Here is an 18,426-nt window from a genome sequence, read left to right as displayed (position 1 = left end):
CAAGTTGAAAACGATATTCTAAATGCCGATTAACGGCCGCAGCGTCCACATCTTCCGCAACCGCCACATCTGCCACAGCCACCGCATCTGCCGCAGCCTCCGCAACGGAAACATCCACCACAACCAAAGCAGCTAAAGAAGCATGAGAAACCAAAGCCGAAACAGCCTCCAAATCCAAGGAAAAGTCTTTCGTCATTCGGATCATACATGTTTTGATCCCAGGAAACAGGTTGTGTTGCCTGGAAATCACCTACATTCAGACTTTGAAGTTCATTGTGAAAGTTATTCATTCTCTTCATTACCTCCCAAACAAATTACCCAAGGGCTCTCGAAACTAAGAAACAAAAACTTTTTTAAAGGAATTTCTGTCATTTAGGTAAATGCACTATGTGAACACTCTTCAACAATCTATGTCACCTTGCTGGGTATTGTTACTGATACATAAGCCTATTTAAAGAGGGAGGTTGGAATAGACAGTGCTTCATTAGAAAATAGTTAACTCCAACGATCGAAAAACAACTACTGGTGGAGAAAAAATCGTATATAGGTGGAAAATTTGATTTTTTTTGTATTCGTTTTTGTTACTTTTTTCGATAAGCTTCTGACTAATCGCTCCATATAAAGTGAAAAAAAGACCCGTCGAATTTGACGAGTCTTTTGACTGTGTGCTTCTTCTGTAGAAGGATATAGTGGTAAATAAACAGGTGGTTTCATACAATTCCCTCTACTTAGATTATACTACTAAAAATGATCAATTTATAGACTGCACTTTCTAGAGCTCCTGCCCTATACTGTTAAAAGCAAGCCTAAAATTCTAAGAGGTGATTCAGTATGAATGGTAAAAAAGATGTTTTAGACAATGGTCCTTTCTTTCATGGTACGAAAGCGGAATTGAACATCGGAGAGCTTCTTGAACCACAACACTTATCAAATTACCAAGACAAAAAATCAAACTATATCTATTTCACCGCAACATTAGATGCAGCTAAATGGGGTGCTGAATTAGCAGCATCTGATTCAAAAGAAAGAATTTACATGGTAGAACCATTAGGCGAATTTGAAGACGACCCGAACTTAACGAACAAAAGATTCAAAGGAAATCCAACCCGTTCTTACAGATCTAAATCGCCATTAAAAATAATAGCAGAATTAGGTTCATGGGAAAGACATTCCGATGAAGAAATCACTCATATGCTGACAAGCTTAAAAACGTTACGTGAACAAGGAAAAGCTATCATATACGATTAATTTAAAAAATCGCGGGGACAGGTTCCTTGGCTATCTTATTGTATAAGGGCCTTGGTGCCTGTCCCTGTGATTCTGAATGTCGGTTCTTAGTCTGCAGGAGAACCGCACTGCAGAACCCATTCTCGGTCAGAAAGAGAAGAGCTGTTGCCATCTGGTAGGTCAATGAATTTCCCTGGATTATGAATGAGGAGGCCTATCATATTGCTAGACCTCCATCTTGCTAATAAGGGGCGGTACTGAACCGCCGCTCCTTCAAAAATAAAGAACATTCGACACGGAGGATCAATTAGTTAAAAAGAGGATTGATAAATCGGAAGCAGGATCAATAAATTTTGAACAGGATTAATAATCGACAATCAGGATTAAATATGACCTTATATGGTTCAATTCCAAAGCTGGAAGGACTTCATATGTGAGATTTGTCTCTACACCCTTCACCTCATGCCCATCAAGGAGCAGGCTCCAGCCAAAAATGGACAATCTAAGGTCTTTCTCCTTCGAAAAGCAGATAAAAGAGGATAGATTGGCTTCAATTTAAGTAAGCTTCCGGATACATCCAGTACTTTCATTCTACTATCTTACCAGATTCTTTTTTTACAATTGAATATATGGTATCTTCCAGTAGAGTACCTCGTTATGTGTAAAATAGGGGGAGAGGGCGAAAGAACCCCGTATGAATTATAGAAATGATCCTAAGCTGTTTTCATCAGCATTAGGGTAGCCTGAAAATGGCGAATTCAAGTGCAGTCTATAATGAGCTGCTTGAGAACAACAATTTATTAGGAGGGATCCACCCATGCATGATAAAAAAGTGCGCTGGGGAATCATCGGCTGCGGCGATGTGACAGAGAAGAAAAGCGGCCCTGCCTTTCAGAAGGTGAAAAATTCAGAGCTTGTCGCGGTCATGCGGAGGACAGGCGATTTGGCCAAAGATTACGCGGAAAGACATCAGGTACCCAAGTGGTACGATGACGCCAATGCACTCATAAATGATCCTGAGGTGGATGCGGTTTATATCGCCACGCCGCCAGGCTCTCACAAGGAATATACGCTGAAGGCAGCGGCTGCGGGGAAACCTGTTTATGTTGAAAAACCGATGGCTCGTGACTTTGATGAATGCACTGAAATGGTGGCTGCTTGTAAAGAGGCTGGTGTTCCCTTGTATGTGGCATACTACCGCCGGGCACAGAAGCGCTTTTTGAAAATCAAAGAATTGCTGGATCAAGAGGCAATCGGAGACGTTCGTTTTGTCTCCTCGACTCAGTATCAAAAAGCGCGGGTCGACGTGAAGGATTCCGAACATCTTCCTTGGCGTGTCCAGCCTGCTGTTGCCGGTGGCGGATTATTCTTCGATCTGGCCAGCCATACTCTCGATATTCTAGATTTTCTGCTCGGACCCATACAAGAGGCAAAAGGGTTTGCATCGAATCAAGGTGGCTATTATGAGGCAGAAGATATTGTGACGGGTACATATCAATTTACATCCGGCGTTCAAGGAATCGGAAAGTGGTGTTTCACGGCTTTTGAAGATGTGGACATGAATGAGATTGTCGGAAGTAAAGGGAAGATCTGCTTTTCTACTTTTGGAGATGATCCCGTCACGTTGACAACAATTGAAGGAAAAGAGCAATGGAGTTTTGAACGCCCCCTCCATGTTCATCAGCCGCTTGTTGAAACGATTGTGAAAGAGCTGACCGAGGGTGGCGATTGGTGTCCAAGTACTGGAGATTCCGGTGCACGAACGAATTGGGTGATGGATGCGATCGTCGGGAAAGAAAGGCACCTGAGTGCGTTAAAAATCTAGCTGATTTTAGAACCGGAACGCTTTTGAATGCAATGGATTCACCATGGTCTTGGGAGCATGACCTCGGGCACGATAACGTTATAACGTACTCGGGGCAGGCTCCGTTTAAAAACAGTATTTTATTTATTTCATTTGACAGTAGGTAATAAATGATATATAGTTAGTTTGTCAAACTAACTTAAAGGTAGGTTGTTGCATTTATGGAAGAAATTCTTCGTGAATTTATCGTTACACTTGACACTTCTTTTAAGAAGTTGGTCCAAGAGACGATTGAAACAGCAGGTGTCTCCAATTTAAGTGTCAATCAGATTCAGTATATACAAGCGATCGGCACACTTCGGTATCCTACTATTAGTGAGATAGCCGAAGCGCTCAACATCACGAAAGCATCGGCCACGACAGGAATTAATAAATTGGTTTCACTCGGCTATGCGAAAAAAAGCCAATCAACCGAAGATAAAAGGATTTATCACGTGACACTTACTGAATCCAGCCAGACATTCATGCGTCTGCATCAAAAGGCTTTGGAGGATTATGTCGCATTCATCGAACGGCTGCTTACCCCGGATGAGGCTGAACAGTTCAAACGGACATTGGAGAAATTGATCAAGGGGTTCTACGAGAAAAGCGCCGAATAACGTTCTGGAACAGTGGGAAAGTCCCTTGTTCCCCTAAAATATAAGTTAGTCTAACTAAAAGAAAGTTCCGTGAACATCAATTAGCCTAACGAATGAAATTTCTTAAAGGTAAGTTAGTCTAACTAAATTAATTGATATGAGGTGTAAACGAATGAAAATTTCATTATTAACCACAGGTACAAGAGGAGATACCCAACCATACATTGCACTTGGGAAAGAACTAAAGAATCTTGGTCATGAAGTGAAACTTGCCGCATTTGAAAATTATGGGGAGTTGGTGGAGCAGCATGGTTTGCACTTCCATCCAATCAAAGGGGATATTGCCAAAATTTCAAGGGAAATGGCCAAAAGCTCGATTGAGTCCGACAACCCGATTAAATTTTTTTCTAGCTTTCAAAAGATGAAACCTTATATAAAAGATAAGCAGATGGGAATGCAGAGGGATCTGTTCGAGGCGTGTGAGGGAGCAGATGCCATCATCTATCATCCGGGAGCAGCCATCGGTCAGTTCGCCGGTGAACATTGGGGTGTGCCTACTATTCTTGCGTCCCCTTTTCCCATGGCGCCTACAAAAGAATACCCCGCCCTCATCTTTTATCAGCTGAGATGGGGAAAGACGGTCAATCTCCTGACACATAAATTGTTCGAGAAAGGATTCTGGCTTACGATCAAGCCTTCGATCGCTGCATTTTGGAAGGAACGTTTCGGGGGACTCCCACCCCATTTTACCAACCCATTTGGTAGAGAGTCGACATCGGATCATACCTCTGTCATGTCGATGAGTCCCTGCGTATTTCCACAACCCAAAGCCGGGATGAAGTCCTTGGGTTACTGGTTTCTGGATGAGGATCTGAGCGAGTGGACTCCACCCCGCGATCTTGTCGACTTTATGGATCAAGGGGATGCGCCCGTTTATGTGGGGTTCGGAAGCATTTATGATGAACATGCCGATACAACAACGAAACTGGTCATAGAGGCACTCCGTAAATCCGGTAAAAGGGGGATTATCGGGACGGGTTGGAATCAGGTTGGGAACAAAGAAGGATATGAAGATATGTACTTCATTGAAAGTATTCCTCATACATGGCTTTTCCCTAAGATGGCCGGGGTCATCCATCACGGAGGGGCGGGTACCACAGCAACCGCATTCCGTGCAGGTGTCCCAAGTGTCGTCATCCCCCATGGAAATGATCAGTTCGCCTGGGGAAAACGGACAGAAGAATTGGGGGTGGGACCCGCCCCCATCCCGAGAAAGGAATTGACGGTGGAAAATCTATCGCAAGCAATTACTTCCATGCAACAAGAACCGATGAAAAAGACTGCTCTCGAATTGGGAAGACAGCTGCAACAAGAAAATGGTGCCGGAGAAACGGCAGATTACATTCATCACTTTCTGAAAGGGTAGGGATCGATATGACAGACGCAAATAACCAGGACTTCCGTTTTGGCCCAATGTTTACGGTCATGCTGTTAGGGGCTTTCGTGGGCATTCTAAATGAAACTTTATTGTCTACGGCGTTGCCATCCATTATGAATGACTTCGGTTTGAATGAGAATAAGGTACAGTGGCTGACGACGGCTTTCTTACTGACCAACGGCGTCATGATTCCCATTTCGGCTTATTTGATTGAACGGTTCTCGACAAGGGCGCTTTTCCTGTCAGCGATCGGGTTGTTCGGTCTGGGGACTATGCTTGCAGCCCTCTCCCACAGCTTTTCATTGCTATTGTTGGGAAGGGTGGTACAGGCAGCGGGCTCCGGTATCATGCTTCCACTGATCATGACGATCATCCTGACCATCATACCAAAGGGGAATAGAGGTCGGATGATGGGCTGGGCTGGTATCGTCATTTCCTTTGGACCAGCGATCGGACCAACCTTGTCCGGGTTCTTACTCGAATATTTCTCTTGGAGAGCGCTATTCTTCGTTGTCCTGCCCATTGTGGCAGTGATCATGGTGCTGGCGGTTGTGTATGTGAAAAATGTGACAAAGCTGACTCGTCCCAGAATCGATTTCCTGTCGATTTTCCTCTCTTCTCTTGGATTTGGGGGGTTGCTTTATGGATTCAGTGTGGCGGGGGAAAAAGGCTGGTCCAGCCAAATCGTCCTCCTCTTCATCACAATGGGCTTCATGACGCTTGGAATCTTCATATGGAGGCAGCTAAGACTCAAACAACCATTACTTCAATTTAGAGTCTTTGGTTATAAGACTTTTACGTTATCTCTAGTGATCACGATGGTCGTCATCATTTCGATGATCGGCGCAGAAACATTGCTGCCACTGTATATGCAGAATGTAAGAGGATTCAGTCCGCTCCAGTCCGGCTTGATGCTATTGCCGGGGGCGATTGTGATGGGGGTCATGTCCCCGGTTACCGGATTTCTTTTTGACAAATGGGGGGCAAGAAAATTGGCTGTTCCTGGACTCCTGATCGTCGTCGTGACGTCTTTCTTGATGACGAATTTGTCCATGGAGACGTCGATTGTCTACCTGTCCGCCATTTATTGTCTTCGGATGTTCGGATTGTCTCTTGCGATGATGCCAGTGATGACGAATGGGCTGAATCAGATCCCCGTTGAGTGGAGTGCCCATGGATCCGCAATGGCCAATACATTCCAGCAGATTTCGGGTTCGATCGGGACCGCCATATTGATCACGATTATGACAATGTCCTCAAAAGGTTACACACCTGAAGGTCCTTCCGGAGGCGGATCACAGATGATCGGTGAGATGGCCATGGTACATGGATATAACCAGGCATTTCTATTTGCTTCATTCCTTGCCATTGGGGCGCTGGTTCTGTCCCTCTTCTTAAAAAAGGGAGCATCAGAACAAACGGAAGGCCATGAAGTAAGCAATGGATAAAAAAAGTACATTCATTATAGGAGGAATAACACATGAGTATCAAAGTCAGCAACATTAAGAAATCTTATAAGCTTGGTAAGAGTGAAAGTGTTCAAGTATTGCATGGTGTGGATGTAGAATTCAATCAGGGGGAGTTCGTATCCATCCTAGGGGAGTCCGGGAGCGGGAAGTCCACCCTGATGAACATCATCGGCGGGATGGACAGGGATTTCGAAGGAGATGTGATGGTGGACGGAACAAGCCTTCAAGGGATGAAGGAAAATGAGCTCGATGCGTATCGGAAGCTTAAAGTAGGATTTATCTTCCAGAGCTTTAATCTGATCAGTCATTTGTCCGTATTGGAAAACGTTGTCCTGACTATGCAGATGACGGACATGAGTGCGTCTGAAAGAGAACAGAAAGCTAAGAAGACTTTGACCGACCTTGGCTTGGGGAATCATATAGATAAAAAACCGAATCAACTTTCCGGAGGGCAGAAACAAAGGGTGGCCATCGCACGCGCGCTTTCCAATGATCCTGACATTATCCTTGCAGATGAACCGACAGGGGCTCTTGATAAGAAAAACAGCGAGCAGATCATGCAGCTGCTGGATGATATCGCGGCACAAGGAAAGCTTGTCATAACGGTTACTCATTCTCAAAAGGTGGCGGACTATGGAACCAGAATCATCACTATGGATGATGGGAACATCATAAAAGATGAATCGTTGAGAGAACCTTATGGCCAGAAAGAGAACGCACCGAAGGTCAAAACGAAGAACTTGAGATTCGGGGCAGCGATGAAAATGGCTTACAACAATATCCGATTGAACCTCAAACGAAATCTGCTCGTATCATTCGGTGGTGCGATCGGAATCTTGAGCGTCATCCTGATGTTGGGGTTGGGGTCAGGGGTGACCGACTATATCAATAAAGAAATCAATGCCAATCTGAATCCGAACCTCATTCAAGTGACGAAAGCGCCCGAAGGTGATGGAAGTGCAGGCTCAGGACCACTACCGAATCCAGTGCAGGAAACGGTGCCCCTTGAACAGGAGGATGTACGGCGAGTAAAGAACATCGACCATGTCAAGAAAGTCGAGAATGTCTATACGTTAACGATGGGAAGCTCCATTTTGTACAAGGATACATCAGTGAATATCGTACAATACCAAACGATGAACGATAGTGTGAATAAAGAGGATCTCATTGCAGGGGAACTCCCCGGGGTTGATGAAGTACTGCTTTCTGAAACGGCCGCAGAAAAAGTGAAAGACTCTCCTGAAGAACTTGCCGGAGAACAAGTGGAACTTTACATCAATACAACAGATGATCAAAACAGGCCGGTCATCCTAAAGAAAGAAATGACTGTGTCAGGAGTCATCAAAGGCAGCATGAATCAGGATCTTGCCTACACATCGTATCAGACATTAGATGAGATGTTTCAAAGTGAAGACATCACATTAATGGCCACTCAGCTGGATGTGACGGTGGAAGAGGATAAGTATGTCGATAGGGTACAGGCAGATCTGGAGGACGCAGGCTTCACCGGTACCGGGGTAGGGAACATCCTGAACCAGGTGACAAATTACTTGAAAATCGCCACCAATGTATTAGCCGGGATAGCCGGTATTTCCCTGCTAGTGTCCGCTATCATGATCATTGTCGTGCTGTACATCAGCGTAGTGGAACGGACAAAGGAAATCGGGATCCTGCGTGCCGTGGGGGCAAGAAGAAAAGACATCAAACGGATCTTCTTTTCAGAAGCCGCTTTACTCGGTTTTGCTAGCGGCGTGATCGGGGTCCTGATGGCAAGCATTATCGGGATATTGGGAAATAATGTGATGCAACAGGCGTTCGATGCCCAGTTGATCCAAATCAGTGCAGGGAATGTTCTGACGGGAATCCTGATCAGTGTGATCATCAGCATCCTTGCTGCCTTGTTGCCAGCTGCCAAAGCATCAAAGCTGGATCCGATGGAATCGCTGCGCTACGAATAATCAGGCTTTGGTCATTCGAGCAAAACCAACGCTAATGAATATGTTATATAGGGCCCAGGCCATCATGCTGGGCTCTTTCTGTGAAATGGAGGAGGTAACGTGATTCACGCTTATGGAATTACACATGAAAATAAGCTGGAGACGGATATTTTGATTGGAGGGGGACTCCAATCATATAAATGGATCTGGATCGATTTCGATACCCCTACGGTTGAAGAAATCAGTCATTTGTCTGATACGTTCCACTTTCATCCTTTAGCGATTGAGGACTGTCTCCAATCGATTCAAAGACCTAAATTGGACTATTACGAGGATCATACCTTCTACGTAACCCATGCGGTGAAGAAAGGACGGGAAGGACTGTCAAAGGAAGAGGTTCAATTCTTTGTCGGAAAACAGTTCATAGTAAGCTTCCACCGGTATCAATCAATAGAGATCAATCAAGTACAGAGACGGATACGGGAAGTACAAGCTGGGATTGAAAACTGGGACCCCAATTATGTGTTTTATCAAGTGGTAGATAAAATCGTGGACAACTACTTTCCCGTTATTTATGAAATAGAAGACCGCTTGGACAGAATTGAAGATAATCGGCAAAACCAATCGATGAATGTTCTAATGACCGAGCTTTTTGATACACGCTCCCAATTGCTGACACTACGTCATATCATCCATCCAATGCGCGATCTCCTTTATAGAATGCTCAATTCCCAACACTTACAAGGGATTAAAGAGAAAAGGAAGTATTTTTCGGATATTTACGACCATCTTCTAAAACTATCTGAAATGGTCATGTCGAACAGGGAAATTACGGTGGATATCCGAGATAGCTATCTATCATTGAACTCCTTGCAAACCAACAATGTCATGAAAATCCTTACGATCATTACGTCCATTTTCGCTCCTTTGACGTTTATCGCAGGAATTTATGGGATGAACTTTGTTCACATGCCGGAACTGAGGTGGACCTACGGCTACGCCATTGTACTCGGAGTCATGGGCTTGGTATGCATCTTGATGATCGGGTGGTTTTGGAAGAGGGGATGGTTTAGATGACCCATGGCGTGGCGAATCTGCCGGGGGGCTGGAACCGGGGGACTGTCCCTGTGGTTCCGCTGACCCCGCCTTCCTGGTCTCATAAGGTATGCTGAGGTAAAGAAAATTCGACACGGAGGATCAATTATTTAATAAGAGGATCAATAAAAGTCTAAACAGGATTGATAATCGAAAAACTAGGAGCAATAAACGTAGATCAAGATTGAATAGGGTCTGATTTGGATCAATTCCACATTCGGTGGCGTTTCCATGGTGGATTTCACTCCAGTACCGGGGCCTCATGCTCACCAAAGAACCCGCTCCAGATAAAAATGGACAATATAACGTTCTTTTTTGTTGAAAATCAGATAATAACGCTGGAGGGGGAACCGAGATGGGAACAGCAGCGGTCATTCCAGGAACGTTTGAACGAAAAACCCTTTTTTGAAGGAAGAATATGCAGAGCCCAAGAAGCATCTGGCGAACCGATTTCCTGATGACCCGGAATCCCATTCGGAAGCAAAGGCAGCATTTATTCAAAGAGTATTGAATATGGAGAGGTAAGGTTTGAGAAAGGCTGTGAAGGGAGCTTTTTGTTAGATGATACCTTGCTTGATAGGAATCGTAAGGTAGATCAACTGTTTTTGATTATTAGGTAGTTCACTTTTAAAACAAAAAAAGGGTGCCAGCCCCGGCACAGTGAATGTGCTGGGGGCTGGCACCCCTTTTAAACAAGGGCCCTTACTTAGTCACAGAAAAGCCTTCCTCATCTTTCACTCCATCTGCATACTCATCAAGAAGAGCGCGAACTTCGTCGGTGGTGACGGTTTCCATCAGACGATTTCTCAGCTCGCTCGCTCCACGGAAGCCGCGGACGTAAATCTTGAAGAAGCGGCGGAGCGGTTTGAACGGACGAGGCTCGAGTTCATCGTTATACTTATCATGAAGATCCAGCTGCAGCCTTAGAAGGTCAAGCAGTTCTTCACTTGTATGTTCTTTCTTCTCTTTTTCGAAGGCGAACGGATTATGGAAGATCCCTCTTCCGATCATGATGCCGTCCACGCCGTATTTCTCGGCGAGCTCAAGTCCTTTCTGGCGGTCAGGGATGTCTCCGTTGATCGTCAGTAAGGTGTGTGGGGCGATTTCGTCACGGAGTTTCTTGATCTCCGGAATCAGCTCCCAGTGGGCATCAACGTCACTCATTTCCTTTTTCGTACGGAGGTGGATGGACAGATTGACAATATCCTGTTCCAACAGGTGCTTCAGCCAGTCGTGCCATTCCTCCACCTTAGTATATCCGAGACGGGTCTTCACACTGACGGGAAGTCCACCCGCTTTGGCTGCCTGGATGAGTTCCGCTGCGACTTCCGGGCGGCGGATCAGACCTGATCCTTTTCCGTTCGCTGCGACATTGTGTACAGGACAACCCATGTTGATATCGATTCCGCGAAAGCCCATTTTCGCCACACCGATACTTGTTTGGCGGAAGTATTCAGGCTTGTCCCCCCAAATATGGGCGACGATCGGCTGTTCATCTTCCGTGAACGTCAAACGTCCGCGTACGCTGTCTTTTCCTTTCGGATGACAGTAGCTTTCTGTATTCGTAAACTCTGTGAAAAACACGTCAGGTCTCGCCGCTTCACTCACAACATGACGAAAAACGACATCGGTTACGGCTTCCATCGGTGCCAAAACAAAAAACGGTTTAGGCAACTCATGCCAAAAATTATCTTTCATATCTATTTAAACCCTTTCCTTAAGGAAAACATGTTCCCAAAATTAAAAAGTAGAATGCTTCAGTCTTATCCATTCCCAGATAGGCTGGATTCCAACCAGTATATACTTTAATAGGAATAAACGAAAAGTGCAAGGGGACGAGTCGTCTTATTTTGAGGAAAATCCTCCTTCATTCTCCTCTGGAAGGGGGAGATTGGATGATAGTGGTGTTGAAAATAGAACGATGAACCTTCTCACAAATAGAGGTACCGCCAGTAAGCTAACGTTTTGCACACCAAGGGACCGGATTTCATTCATATCTCAAAGATGAAAAAATACCCAAAAAGTACAACCAACATCTGTAAAAAATTGCTATAATGATTCTTATAGTGCAGGGCAGGCACTCACATATTGAATGACAGTAAAGGGGAGCTGCTGATGTCTGAGTTTAATGAAAACCCGTTAATGAAGAGCGATGAAACGAAACCAAAGATCAAGGTGGAAAGAAAAGAAGGGGAACCGACTGCCGCCTTTAAAGGGGCGAGCTGGGCGGCCTTTGTAGTAGGTGCTTCCGCTTATCTGATCGGCCTGTTCAATGCTTCGATGGAACTGAATGAGAAGGGGTATTACTTTGCGGTATTGATTTTCGGACTGTATGCAGCAGTATCCCTTCAAAAAGCGGTAAGGGACAAAGAAGAGGATATCCCGGTTTCCGGCATCTATTATGGGCTCAGCTGGTTTGCCGTCATTGTGGCCATTTCCTTGATGGCGATCGGACTTTATAATGCGGGGAGTATCATTTTAAGCGAAAAAGGATTTTACGGTATGTCATTTGTTCTTTGTCTGTTTGCTGCCATCACCATTCAGAAAAATATCCGGGATACGCAGTGGGCCAGAGAAAGGGAATAATTCTTAAAAAAAAAGAAGTATCCAAGAACCATTCAACGTTCTTGATACTTCTTTTTTATGACATCATTTAAGCCGATGTGGCGTGCTTCCGGTCCAAGCGATGACTCAAGAAGGTCAACAGACTCGCACCAAGTGCAACGACCCCGCCGACAAGTGTCACATTCAATAATGGGCCTTGATGGTAGACAAGCCCTCCGAGTGCCGATCCCATGGCGATGCCGACATTGCTTGCAACGGGCATCAAGGAAGCGGCGAGTCCTGTCGCTTTCGGCTGATACACACCGGCTAGGTCGATCAAGTAAAGCTGGGTCGAGGTGGTGAGCAGAATCGCCATCAGGGACATCAGTCCAATGTTGATCAATCCGACGACGAAATGGCCGGTGGTAAAGTACAATCCCATCAGGACAAAGGCCTGGATAAGGAAAACGAATCGAAGGCGTCCGATGGCATTGTGGCTGGCAATCTTTCCGGCCAGTATGTTACTGAAAATCGAGATGAAACCGTAGGCAAACAGGATCAAGCTGATGGAGCTGCCCGGTGCGCCCATCATGTTCAGAATCGGGACAAGATACGTAAAGACCGCATAGGTTGCACCGAATCCAAGAGCCGGGATGAAGAAAGCCATCAAGATCCGCGGGTGGGTCAACAACGAAAACTGATCACGCATGGAACTGCGGTATTGACTGAGCTTACTCGGCAAATTCATGAAAGAGGCCAAAAAGGCAACCACACCAAGAATCGTCGTTAACAGGAACGTGGCATGCCAGTCGTACCACTCCGCGATGACGGTACCGATGGGTACTCCGATCACGTTTGCCAGAGTAAACCCGCCGAAAACGAAGGAAATGGCCACTCCCCGTTTCGTTACTGGAATCGCTTCGCTGGCGATCGTCATGGCAAGGGAAATCGAAACGCCTGTGACGATGGCTGTCAGCATTCGAAGGACAAGCAGCATGACGTAGCTCGTCGAAATCACACACAATGCATTCAGGATGATAAACGACCCTATCAAAAACAACATCCATTTCCGCTTAGGAAAATGGCTTGTTGCAGACATGACGACCGGGGTGGCGATGGCAAAGGTAATCGCAAACGCTGACACAAGCGTACCTGCCTTTGCGTTGGTTATATGAAGGCTCGAGGAAATCTCCGTTAAGATCCCCACGATGACAAACTCGCTTGTGCCGAGAACAAAAGTTAGTAAACTAAGCGTGAAGATAAGAAACCACTGTTGTTTTGCATAAGTACCTCTTTTCTAGGATGGATAGACATCAATAGTAGTATGGGCAAACAATTTCATTATCATATCATAAAATGGGACAGTGGGGACAGGTCCCTTGTCCCAGGAAACATGGGGGGCGGTTCTGGTGCTTCCTAAACAAAAAAGAGCCTGGGACAAAACTAAAATGCCACGCTGTAAAGACGAACAATAGAAGTGTAGGTTCTTAAAACCGCTAATGATTTCCGTGCAAGACTACGCTTTCCGCGGGTAGCCCGTGAGCCTCCTCGGCAAGCCTGCGGGGTCTCACATAAGCTACTTTTCCCGCAGGAGTCTTCGTCTTGCACTCCAATCAACCGCTGGAAACAGCTAAAATCTAATGTATCGAAATAAATAATAAACCCGAACAAATCTGCTTCCAAGAAAGTAGAATTGTTCGGGTTTCACTTAGACTAAAACACTTTTGTCCCAGCCTCTTTTTGTGCTTTTACGGTTTCTATATCAAGGCATACGCGACGTCAACAGCCAGTAGCCGCGGAACCTGTCCCCACGGTTCTCAAATCTCCGGCCGCACCCACAACTTCGAAAAGTCCACATATCCAAAATGCTTGATCTCAATGTTCATAATGTCAGTCGAAAAAGGGATGTATCGTTTCTCGTAATAGAGTGGAATCATGATGGATTCTCTCATGAGCCTATTCTCCAGCTCCATATTTAAGGCGGTCCAGTCTTCGAATGATGTTTGACGATATTCCTCCAGACGGGACTTCCACGTACTGTCTTTTTCAAAAAGGGGATAAAGAGGCGAATATCCGTTTTTCAAAAAGTGATAAAACGAGAAGTTCTGGTTGGATTCAAAGATTTCTCCGTGAACGAATAGGTCCACATGGAATGTCTCGGGCTGCCTCTTCAGGGTGTCGGCAAAGGAAAACCACTTAACGTCGACTGGAATGCCTTCTTTTTCAAAAACCTCCACAAGCCACTCGGTGGTTTTCGCTGTATGATTGGCACAACGGATCACAATCGGCTCTTTAAACAAGGGACGTTCTGCCTCCGGGATAGTCATGGATTGGTCCTGTCCGATCAGGATGCTCTTGCCGTTCGGTGTCAGGCGGGGATCGAGGTCACGAAGGGTGTGGCGGTTCTTCGCAATCACCCAGTGCAGATAATCCCGTACGGCTTTTCTTTGAATCTGGGAATCTCGTCCCGGAACGGCATTCATGACGACAATCCCGAAGCCCGAGTCACTCTCGACCTCAACAGAAGAAGACTGACTCTCTTCAATGTGAGAATGATAAATTCCTTTGAAATCTTTCGGCACCTGGACAAATTCTACAGCATCGAGGAGCGGCCTCTCCTGAAAGTGCTCTTTAAAGGCAGCGAGAGTTGTCTTAGCATCTGTATTCTCCTCGATGGAAAAGCATCCAGTCCCGAAGGTCCGTCCCTTGTTTTCTTTATAAATGCTCGCACACATCATGCTGAGCATGGGGAGGATGTAGCTGCAGCCCCCGGGGTGATGGATATCGATGATGAGGGGGGCCTTTGCCTCGATCCTTTCGACTGGTTCCCATAGATCTTGATAATGAGGGCATGTCCGAAGCTGTTCGAGACAATGGACAACATCCTTTGCCGTCAGGAGGGAACCGTCGTGGAATTGGATGTCCTTTTTTACATATAGTCGCAGTTTCGCAGATGAAGCGTCCCAGCTGTGTGCAAGTTCCGGGAGGATGTCCCCTTCTTCTGTGAGGGAGACGAGGCGGTTGAATACGTTTGCCACTAGATGGGCGCTGAGGACATCGGCTGCCTCCAATGGGTGGATAGAGAAAAAGGGATATCTCTTCGGCACGATCAGCTTATCTTTGGACTCTTTCACAAATCCGAGCTTACTGTGGAATTTATTCATCAGCCTCATCTTGCTGTCGGTTGACCAGTTGTACATGAGATACTTGCTGCTAGTCTCAATTGGTTCCTCGTCCAGGAGCTTTACGACTTCCTCTTCGAACTCTTCCTCCACATCTTTCTTCCATAGAAGTGTCGATACATTTCCCCGTCCGCGTCCCGGTGTAAAGGCAATCCAGCCTTCTTTATCCCATTTTTTCAAATAACGGGTCGTCTGCTTGTGGCTCAATTGCAGGGTTTCAGAGATTTCCTCCACTCGGATGCTGCCTGATGGATAGTACCGCCAAAGGGTTAGTAATTTATTCTCCACGTTGCTTCTCCTCCTAAAAGGGGACATCGATTTGAAAAGTGTCTATTTTTATAATCTTTCGTCTAGTTTACTATACAGTAAATAGAGGAGGGGTAACAACATGAAGTGGAAGGAATTACCTCAAAACATAAAAGTACGGATGATCACGTCATTCTTTAACCGTGCCGTCTCATCCGCCGTCATGCCGTTCATGGCGCTGTTCTTTGCTCAGGAACTGAATAAGATTTGGGCAGGGATCTTCCTGATCGTCACCGTGGTGATCGGGTTTTTCATCAATCTGGTCGGGGGATACATATCAGACCGCTTTCCCCGGAAGAAAGTCCTGCTGACAACGTCCTGGCTGAACGCCATGTTCTTTTTCATCATGACTGTTAGTCTTTTTCCGAAGGATAACTTGATCCTGCTGTTTGCAGGTGCCTATATCGGGTTCATCATCACGAGCAGCCTGGGCCGTCCTGCAATGCATGCGATTATCATCGATTCGACGACGCCGGAGAACCGTAAAGCCGTCTACGCCTTGGATTACTGGCTCGTCAACCTGTCCATGGCGATCGGTGCGGCCCTAGGGGGACTACTGTATTTGGACCATCAGACAGAGCTATTTATGATGCTGACCTTTACGTCCATGACGATTCCCGTTGCGTATGGGATCTGGCTTCAGGACAACTTCAAGGATCAGCTGCAGAAAAAGCACGAGAATGTGTTCATCGATCTCGTGAACAATTACCGGATAGCCTTCAGGGATTCGGCATTCGTGAAAGTGGTGGCAGGGTCCACCTTCATCTTCGCAGCGGAATTCTCCCTGAACAGCTATATCGGGATCCGTTTAGCGGAAACCTTCAAGGCTGTGAACATCGGGGATTTTGAAATCGTCGGAGTCAGGATGCTCAGTATTTTGAACATTGAGAACATGTTGCTCGTCGTCTGCCTCACGTTCATCATCAACCGTTATACAGACCGCCTGAATAAGAAGAACGCCCTCTTGATCGGACTCATCCTGTACGGAATCGGCTATGTGGCGGTCACATCCGCCAACACGTGGTACGTCCTGATTGCATTTAATCTGATTGCGACAATGGGGGAACTGATCTACTCCCCGATCCGTAACGCAGAGCAGGCTAATATGATCCCAAGCGATAAGCGGGGCTCCTACTCCGCATTTTCTAACCTGTCCTTCAGCGGGGCGGATCTTGTCGCACGGTCCACGATCATTATCGGTGCCTTCTTGATGCCGACGATGATGAGTGTTTATATCGGTTTCATCGTTATGCTCGGTACCGTTCTTGTTTATACGGGATTGTTTGGAGGAAGCTGGGTAAAGGCGAAAGTGTTGGACAGTGGTGTTCGTGCGAGTGGAGGAAAGTAAAAGGGAAGGGGATTCCTGGAAGGAGGAATCCCCTTTTTTTGATGGTTTCTAAATCACGGGTTGTTCCGTTGATCAGAGGGAATGAAAAAGTAATTAAGGAGCAAGAGGGAGTGAGTGGTATGAGTATGAGTCCCTCTTTAGCATGATCTTCATTACCACTTTCCTTTGTGATTCTTATTCATTAAATCCCCCATTGCTTTAAGTGTAGTTCTTCACATTTTTTTATCATTCTTATCAATCATTCTAGAGATTAATTTATGACAACCTATTGTATAGAGAAACATGATTAAAAAAGGATTGATCGTTGGGAAAATTTCCACCCCATCCTCTTTTACATGTACCACGTACAAGCTTGAGATGTTGTAGTTCTCTGCAAGGGAACTCAACAGAATAAAGCTTAAGTAGAACCCAATAAATGATAGTACATATAAAATGAACATTTTGATCATAACCATCTCCCTCTTGTGTTCGGGCACCCGCTAGTTTAAATTTAAAACTCAATTCCAGACAGCTGCTTTATTTCTTCTAATCGTTTCTCATGACGTTTAACAGTCATAAGGGGTTTTTGTGGTGAATCAAATTTACTATAGAGGAAAAGCTTTCTTTCAATCCTTCGATTTTTTCCGCCTGACTATTGTTATCGTAAAACGAATAGATTCCCTCATACGCCCACGTAATGAACTCATGGACATCTTCCTCGATCCTTCTCCTAATGGTCAGTTCCATGCTTTTCATCCCCCTTAGGATTCTTTGTCCTGCTTCTCGATCCATTTTTCCACTTTTCTCTCCATCTCTTTTTGCAATTCCCCAATGTTTCCACTATCTCTCTGAGCGGTTTTAACGTATTTCGCCGGGAACGTTTTTTCCAAGGAGGACTGATACATGCTGCCGTCCTTTGGTTCTATGTATTCAATCACAGAATAGGTACCATCTTTTATGCTTAACCGAATCACGGCAGGTAATGAATGCCCGGACTGGGCTTCTAATCCGGTCGCTTTATTAAATCCACCGTAATACGACCACATATACACACTCAGGATCCCATCCTTTTCGCTCGTTCCATAGATTTTGTGGACTTCAAACTGCTTTTCTGTACCGTAGTAGGAGGTGGAGTAGTTCTGGATGATATATTGGGAGATCGCGTCATCGATTTGTTGGGTTATCTGTTTCTCTCCGTCGATCAGACTCAGTACTTTCCCGTAACCCCCGGCAAATAAGACCGCTGTTATTAGTAGAAGTAATACTCGTACCTTTTTCAAAATGTCCATTGCTCCTTGTATACATGTATTTTTGAAGGTTATAAGACATGGAGAATTTTATTCCATTTTACCATATGGTTTCTTGTATTTTCCTTTTTTTGCAATTAAATCTATGGTATCTTCCAGTAGAGCACTCACGAAACGGATAAGGGGGAGAGGACGAATGAGGGATCGTATCA

16 protein-coding genes are annotated in these 18,426 nt (G+C 45.5%); 9 read left to right on the top strand and 7 right to left on the bottom strand.

The annotated features are described in order from the left end of the window. Nucleotides 1-29: 29 nt before the first annotated feature. Nucleotides 30-290 carry a heterocycloanthracin/sonorensin family bacteriocin gene (locus ACFQWC_RS13255; protein WP_299742298.1) on the bottom strand — a complete coding sequence of 87 codons (261 nt, stop codon included), beginning with the start codon at nucleotides 288-290 and terminating at the stop codon, nucleotides 30-32. Between the two features lie 541 nt (nucleotides 291-831). On the opposite strand from ACFQWC_RS13255, the gene arr reads away from it, so the two are divergent. From arr to corA, 7 genes are all read left to right on the top strand, one after another. Beyond that, complete coding sequence (arr, locus tag ACFQWC_RS13250; RefSeq protein ID WP_377107811.1) at nucleotides 832-1,248, top strand: NAD(+)--rifampin ADP-ribosyltransferase; 417 nt, start codon at nucleotides 832-834, stop codon at nucleotides 1,246-1,248. A 796-nt stretch (nucleotides 1,249-2,044) separates the two neighbouring features. Beyond that, the gene (locus ACFQWC_RS13245; protein ID WP_377107809.1) at nucleotides 2,045-3,052 is read left to right on the top strand and encodes a Gfo/Idh/MocA family protein; all 1,008 of its coding nucleotides are present in this window, start codon (nucleotides 2,045-2,047) and stop codon (nucleotides 3,050-3,052) included. 200 nt (nucleotides 3,053-3,252) lie between these two features. Next, nucleotides 3,253-3,690, top strand: coding sequence for a MarR family winged helix-turn-helix transcriptional regulator (locus ACFQWC_RS13240; protein WP_341357527.1), 438 nt, complete (start codon nucleotides 3,253-3,255; stop codon nucleotides 3,688-3,690). Nucleotides 3,691-3,841: 151 nt separating this feature from the next. Continuing rightward, nucleotides 3,842-5,095, top strand: a complete 1,254-nt coding sequence (locus ACFQWC_RS13235) for a glycosyltransferase (RefSeq protein WP_377107807.1) — start codon at nucleotides 3,842-3,844, stop codon at nucleotides 5,093-5,095. A gap of 8 nt (nucleotides 5,096-5,103) precedes the next feature. Then, the gene (locus tag ACFQWC_RS13230) at nucleotides 5,104-6,555 is read left to right on the top strand and encodes an MDR family MFS transporter (RefSeq protein ID WP_299742324.1); all 1,452 of its coding nucleotides are present in this window, start codon (nucleotides 5,104-5,106) and stop codon (nucleotides 6,553-6,555) included. 32 nt (nucleotides 6,556-6,587) lie between these two features. Continuing rightward, on the top strand, nucleotides 6,588-8,534 hold the full coding sequence (locus ACFQWC_RS13225) for an ABC transporter ATP-binding protein/permease (protein WP_341357530.1): 1,947 nt from the start codon (nucleotides 6,588-6,590) through the stop codon (nucleotides 8,532-8,534). A 99-nt stretch (nucleotides 8,535-8,633) separates the two neighbouring features. Continuing rightward, nucleotides 8,634-9,590: a magnesium/cobalt transporter CorA gene (corA, locus tag ACFQWC_RS13220; protein ID WP_299742330.1), complete on the top strand. Its 957-nt coding sequence runs from the start codon at nucleotides 8,634-8,636 to the stop codon at nucleotides 9,588-9,590. 720 nt (nucleotides 9,591-10,310) lie between these two features. Here corA and ACFQWC_RS13215 read toward each other — a convergent pair. After that, on the bottom strand, nucleotides 10,311-11,306 hold the full coding sequence (locus tag ACFQWC_RS13215) for a tRNA dihydrouridine synthase (RefSeq protein WP_299742333.1): 996 nt from the start codon (nucleotides 11,304-11,306) through the stop codon (nucleotides 10,311-10,313). Nucleotides 11,307-11,723: 417 nt separating this feature from the next. Here ACFQWC_RS13215 and yiaA point away from each other — a divergent pair, with 417 nt between their 5' ends. Further along, entirely contained in the window at nucleotides 11,724-12,194 is a 471-nt protein-coding gene (gene yiaA, locus ACFQWC_RS13210) for an inner membrane protein YiaA (RefSeq protein ID WP_341357532.1), read from the top strand. Nucleotides 12,195-12,261: 67 nt separating this feature from the next. Here yiaA and ACFQWC_RS13205 read toward each other — a convergent pair whose 3' ends face one another. Beyond that, nucleotides 12,262-13,413, bottom strand: coding sequence for an MFS transporter (locus ACFQWC_RS13205; RefSeq protein ID WP_377108015.1), 1,152 nt, complete (start codon nucleotides 13,411-13,413; stop codon nucleotides 12,262-12,264). Nucleotides 13,414-13,969: 556 nt separating this feature from the next. Then, entirely contained in the window at nucleotides 13,970-15,622 is a 1,653-nt protein-coding gene (locus ACFQWC_RS13200) for an ABC transporter substrate-binding protein (RefSeq protein ID WP_341357534.1), read from the bottom strand. Between the two features lie 100 nt (nucleotides 15,623-15,722). Here ACFQWC_RS13200 and ACFQWC_RS13195 point away from each other — a divergent pair, with 100 nt between their 5' ends. After that, nucleotides 15,723-16,988 carry an MDR family MFS transporter gene (locus tag ACFQWC_RS13195; RefSeq protein WP_377107803.1) on the top strand — a complete coding sequence of 422 codons (1,266 nt, stop codon included), beginning with the start codon at nucleotides 15,723-15,725 and terminating at the stop codon, nucleotides 16,986-16,988. Between the two features lie 212 nt (nucleotides 16,989-17,200). On the opposite strand, the gene ACFQWC_RS13190 is transcribed toward ACFQWC_RS13195, so the two are convergent. The 3 genes from ACFQWC_RS13190 to ACFQWC_RS13180 all read right to left on the bottom strand — a co-directional run bounded on the left by ACFQWC_RS13190 (nucleotide 17,201) and on the right by ACFQWC_RS13180 (nucleotide 18,247). Beyond that, complete coding sequence (locus tag ACFQWC_RS13190) at nucleotides 17,201-17,437, bottom strand: DUF3935 domain-containing protein (protein ID WP_377107801.1); 237 nt, start codon at nucleotides 17,435-17,437, stop codon at nucleotides 17,201-17,203. A 103-nt stretch (nucleotides 17,438-17,540) separates the two neighbouring features. Continuing rightward, the gene (locus ACFQWC_RS13185) at nucleotides 17,541-17,714 is read right to left on the bottom strand and encodes a hypothetical protein (RefSeq protein ID WP_377107799.1); all 174 of its coding nucleotides are present in this window, start codon (nucleotides 17,712-17,714) and stop codon (nucleotides 17,541-17,543) included. A 14-nt stretch (nucleotides 17,715-17,728) separates the two neighbouring features. Then, nucleotides 17,729-18,247: a hypothetical protein gene (locus tag ACFQWC_RS13180; RefSeq protein ID WP_377107797.1), complete on the bottom strand. Its 519-nt coding sequence runs from the start codon at nucleotides 18,245-18,247 to the stop codon at nucleotides 17,729-17,731. Nucleotides 18,248-18,426: the final 179 nt, after the last annotated feature.

The sequence above is a fragment of the Rossellomorea sp. GCM10028870 genome (assembly GCF_042666755.1).
In the GTDB taxonomy this organism is placed as follows: domain Bacteria; phylum Bacillota; class Bacilli; order Bacillales; family Bacillaceae_B; genus Rossellomorea.
This window is presented reverse-complemented; position numbering and strand designations above follow the sequence as displayed.

What these genes read in the sequence shown, in the direction of transcription:
- ACFQWC_RS13255 (WP_299742298.1), bottom strand. Translation starts at nt 290, where the DNA reads ATGAATAACTTTCACAATGAACTTCAAAGTCTGAATGTAGGTGATTTC.
- arr (WP_377107811.1), top strand. Translation starts at nt 832, where the DNA reads ATGAATGGTAAAAAAGATGTTTTAGACAATGGTCCTTTCTTTCATGGT.
- ACFQWC_RS13245 (WP_377107809.1), top strand. Translation starts at nt 2,045, where the DNA reads ATGCATGATAAAAAAGTGCGCTGGGGAATCATCGGCTGCGGCGATGTG.
- ACFQWC_RS13240 (WP_341357527.1), top strand. Translation starts at nt 3,253, where the DNA reads ATGGAAGAAATTCTTCGTGAATTTATCGTTACACTTGACACTTCTTTT.
- ACFQWC_RS13235 (WP_377107807.1), top strand. Translation starts at nt 3,842, where the DNA reads ATGAAAATTTCATTATTAACCACAGGTACAAGAGGAGATACCCAACCA.
- ACFQWC_RS13230 (WP_299742324.1), top strand. Translation starts at nt 5,104, where the DNA reads ATGACAGACGCAAATAACCAGGACTTCCGTTTTGGCCCAATGTTTACG.
- ACFQWC_RS13225 (WP_341357530.1), top strand. Translation starts at nt 6,588, where the DNA reads ATGAGTATCAAAGTCAGCAACATTAAGAAATCTTATAAGCTTGGTAAG.
- ACFQWC_RS13215 (WP_299742333.1), bottom strand. Translation starts at nt 11,306, where the DNA reads ATGAAAGATAATTTTTGGCATGAGTTGCCTAAACCGTTTTTTGTTTTG.
- yiaA (WP_341357532.1), top strand. Translation starts at nt 11,724, where the DNA reads ATGTCTGAGTTTAATGAAAACCCGTTAATGAAGAGCGATGAAACGAAA.
- ACFQWC_RS13195 (WP_377107803.1), top strand. Translation starts at nt 15,723, where the DNA reads ATGAAGTGGAAGGAATTACCTCAAAACATAAAAGTACGGATGATCACG.
- ACFQWC_RS13190 (WP_377107801.1), bottom strand. Translation starts at nt 17,437, where the DNA reads ATGATCAAAATGTTCATTTTATATGTACTATCATTTATTGGGTTCTAC.
- ACFQWC_RS13185 (WP_377107799.1), bottom strand. Translation starts at nt 17,714, where the DNA reads ATGGAACTGACCATTAGGAGAAGGATCGAGGAAGATGTCCATGAGTTC.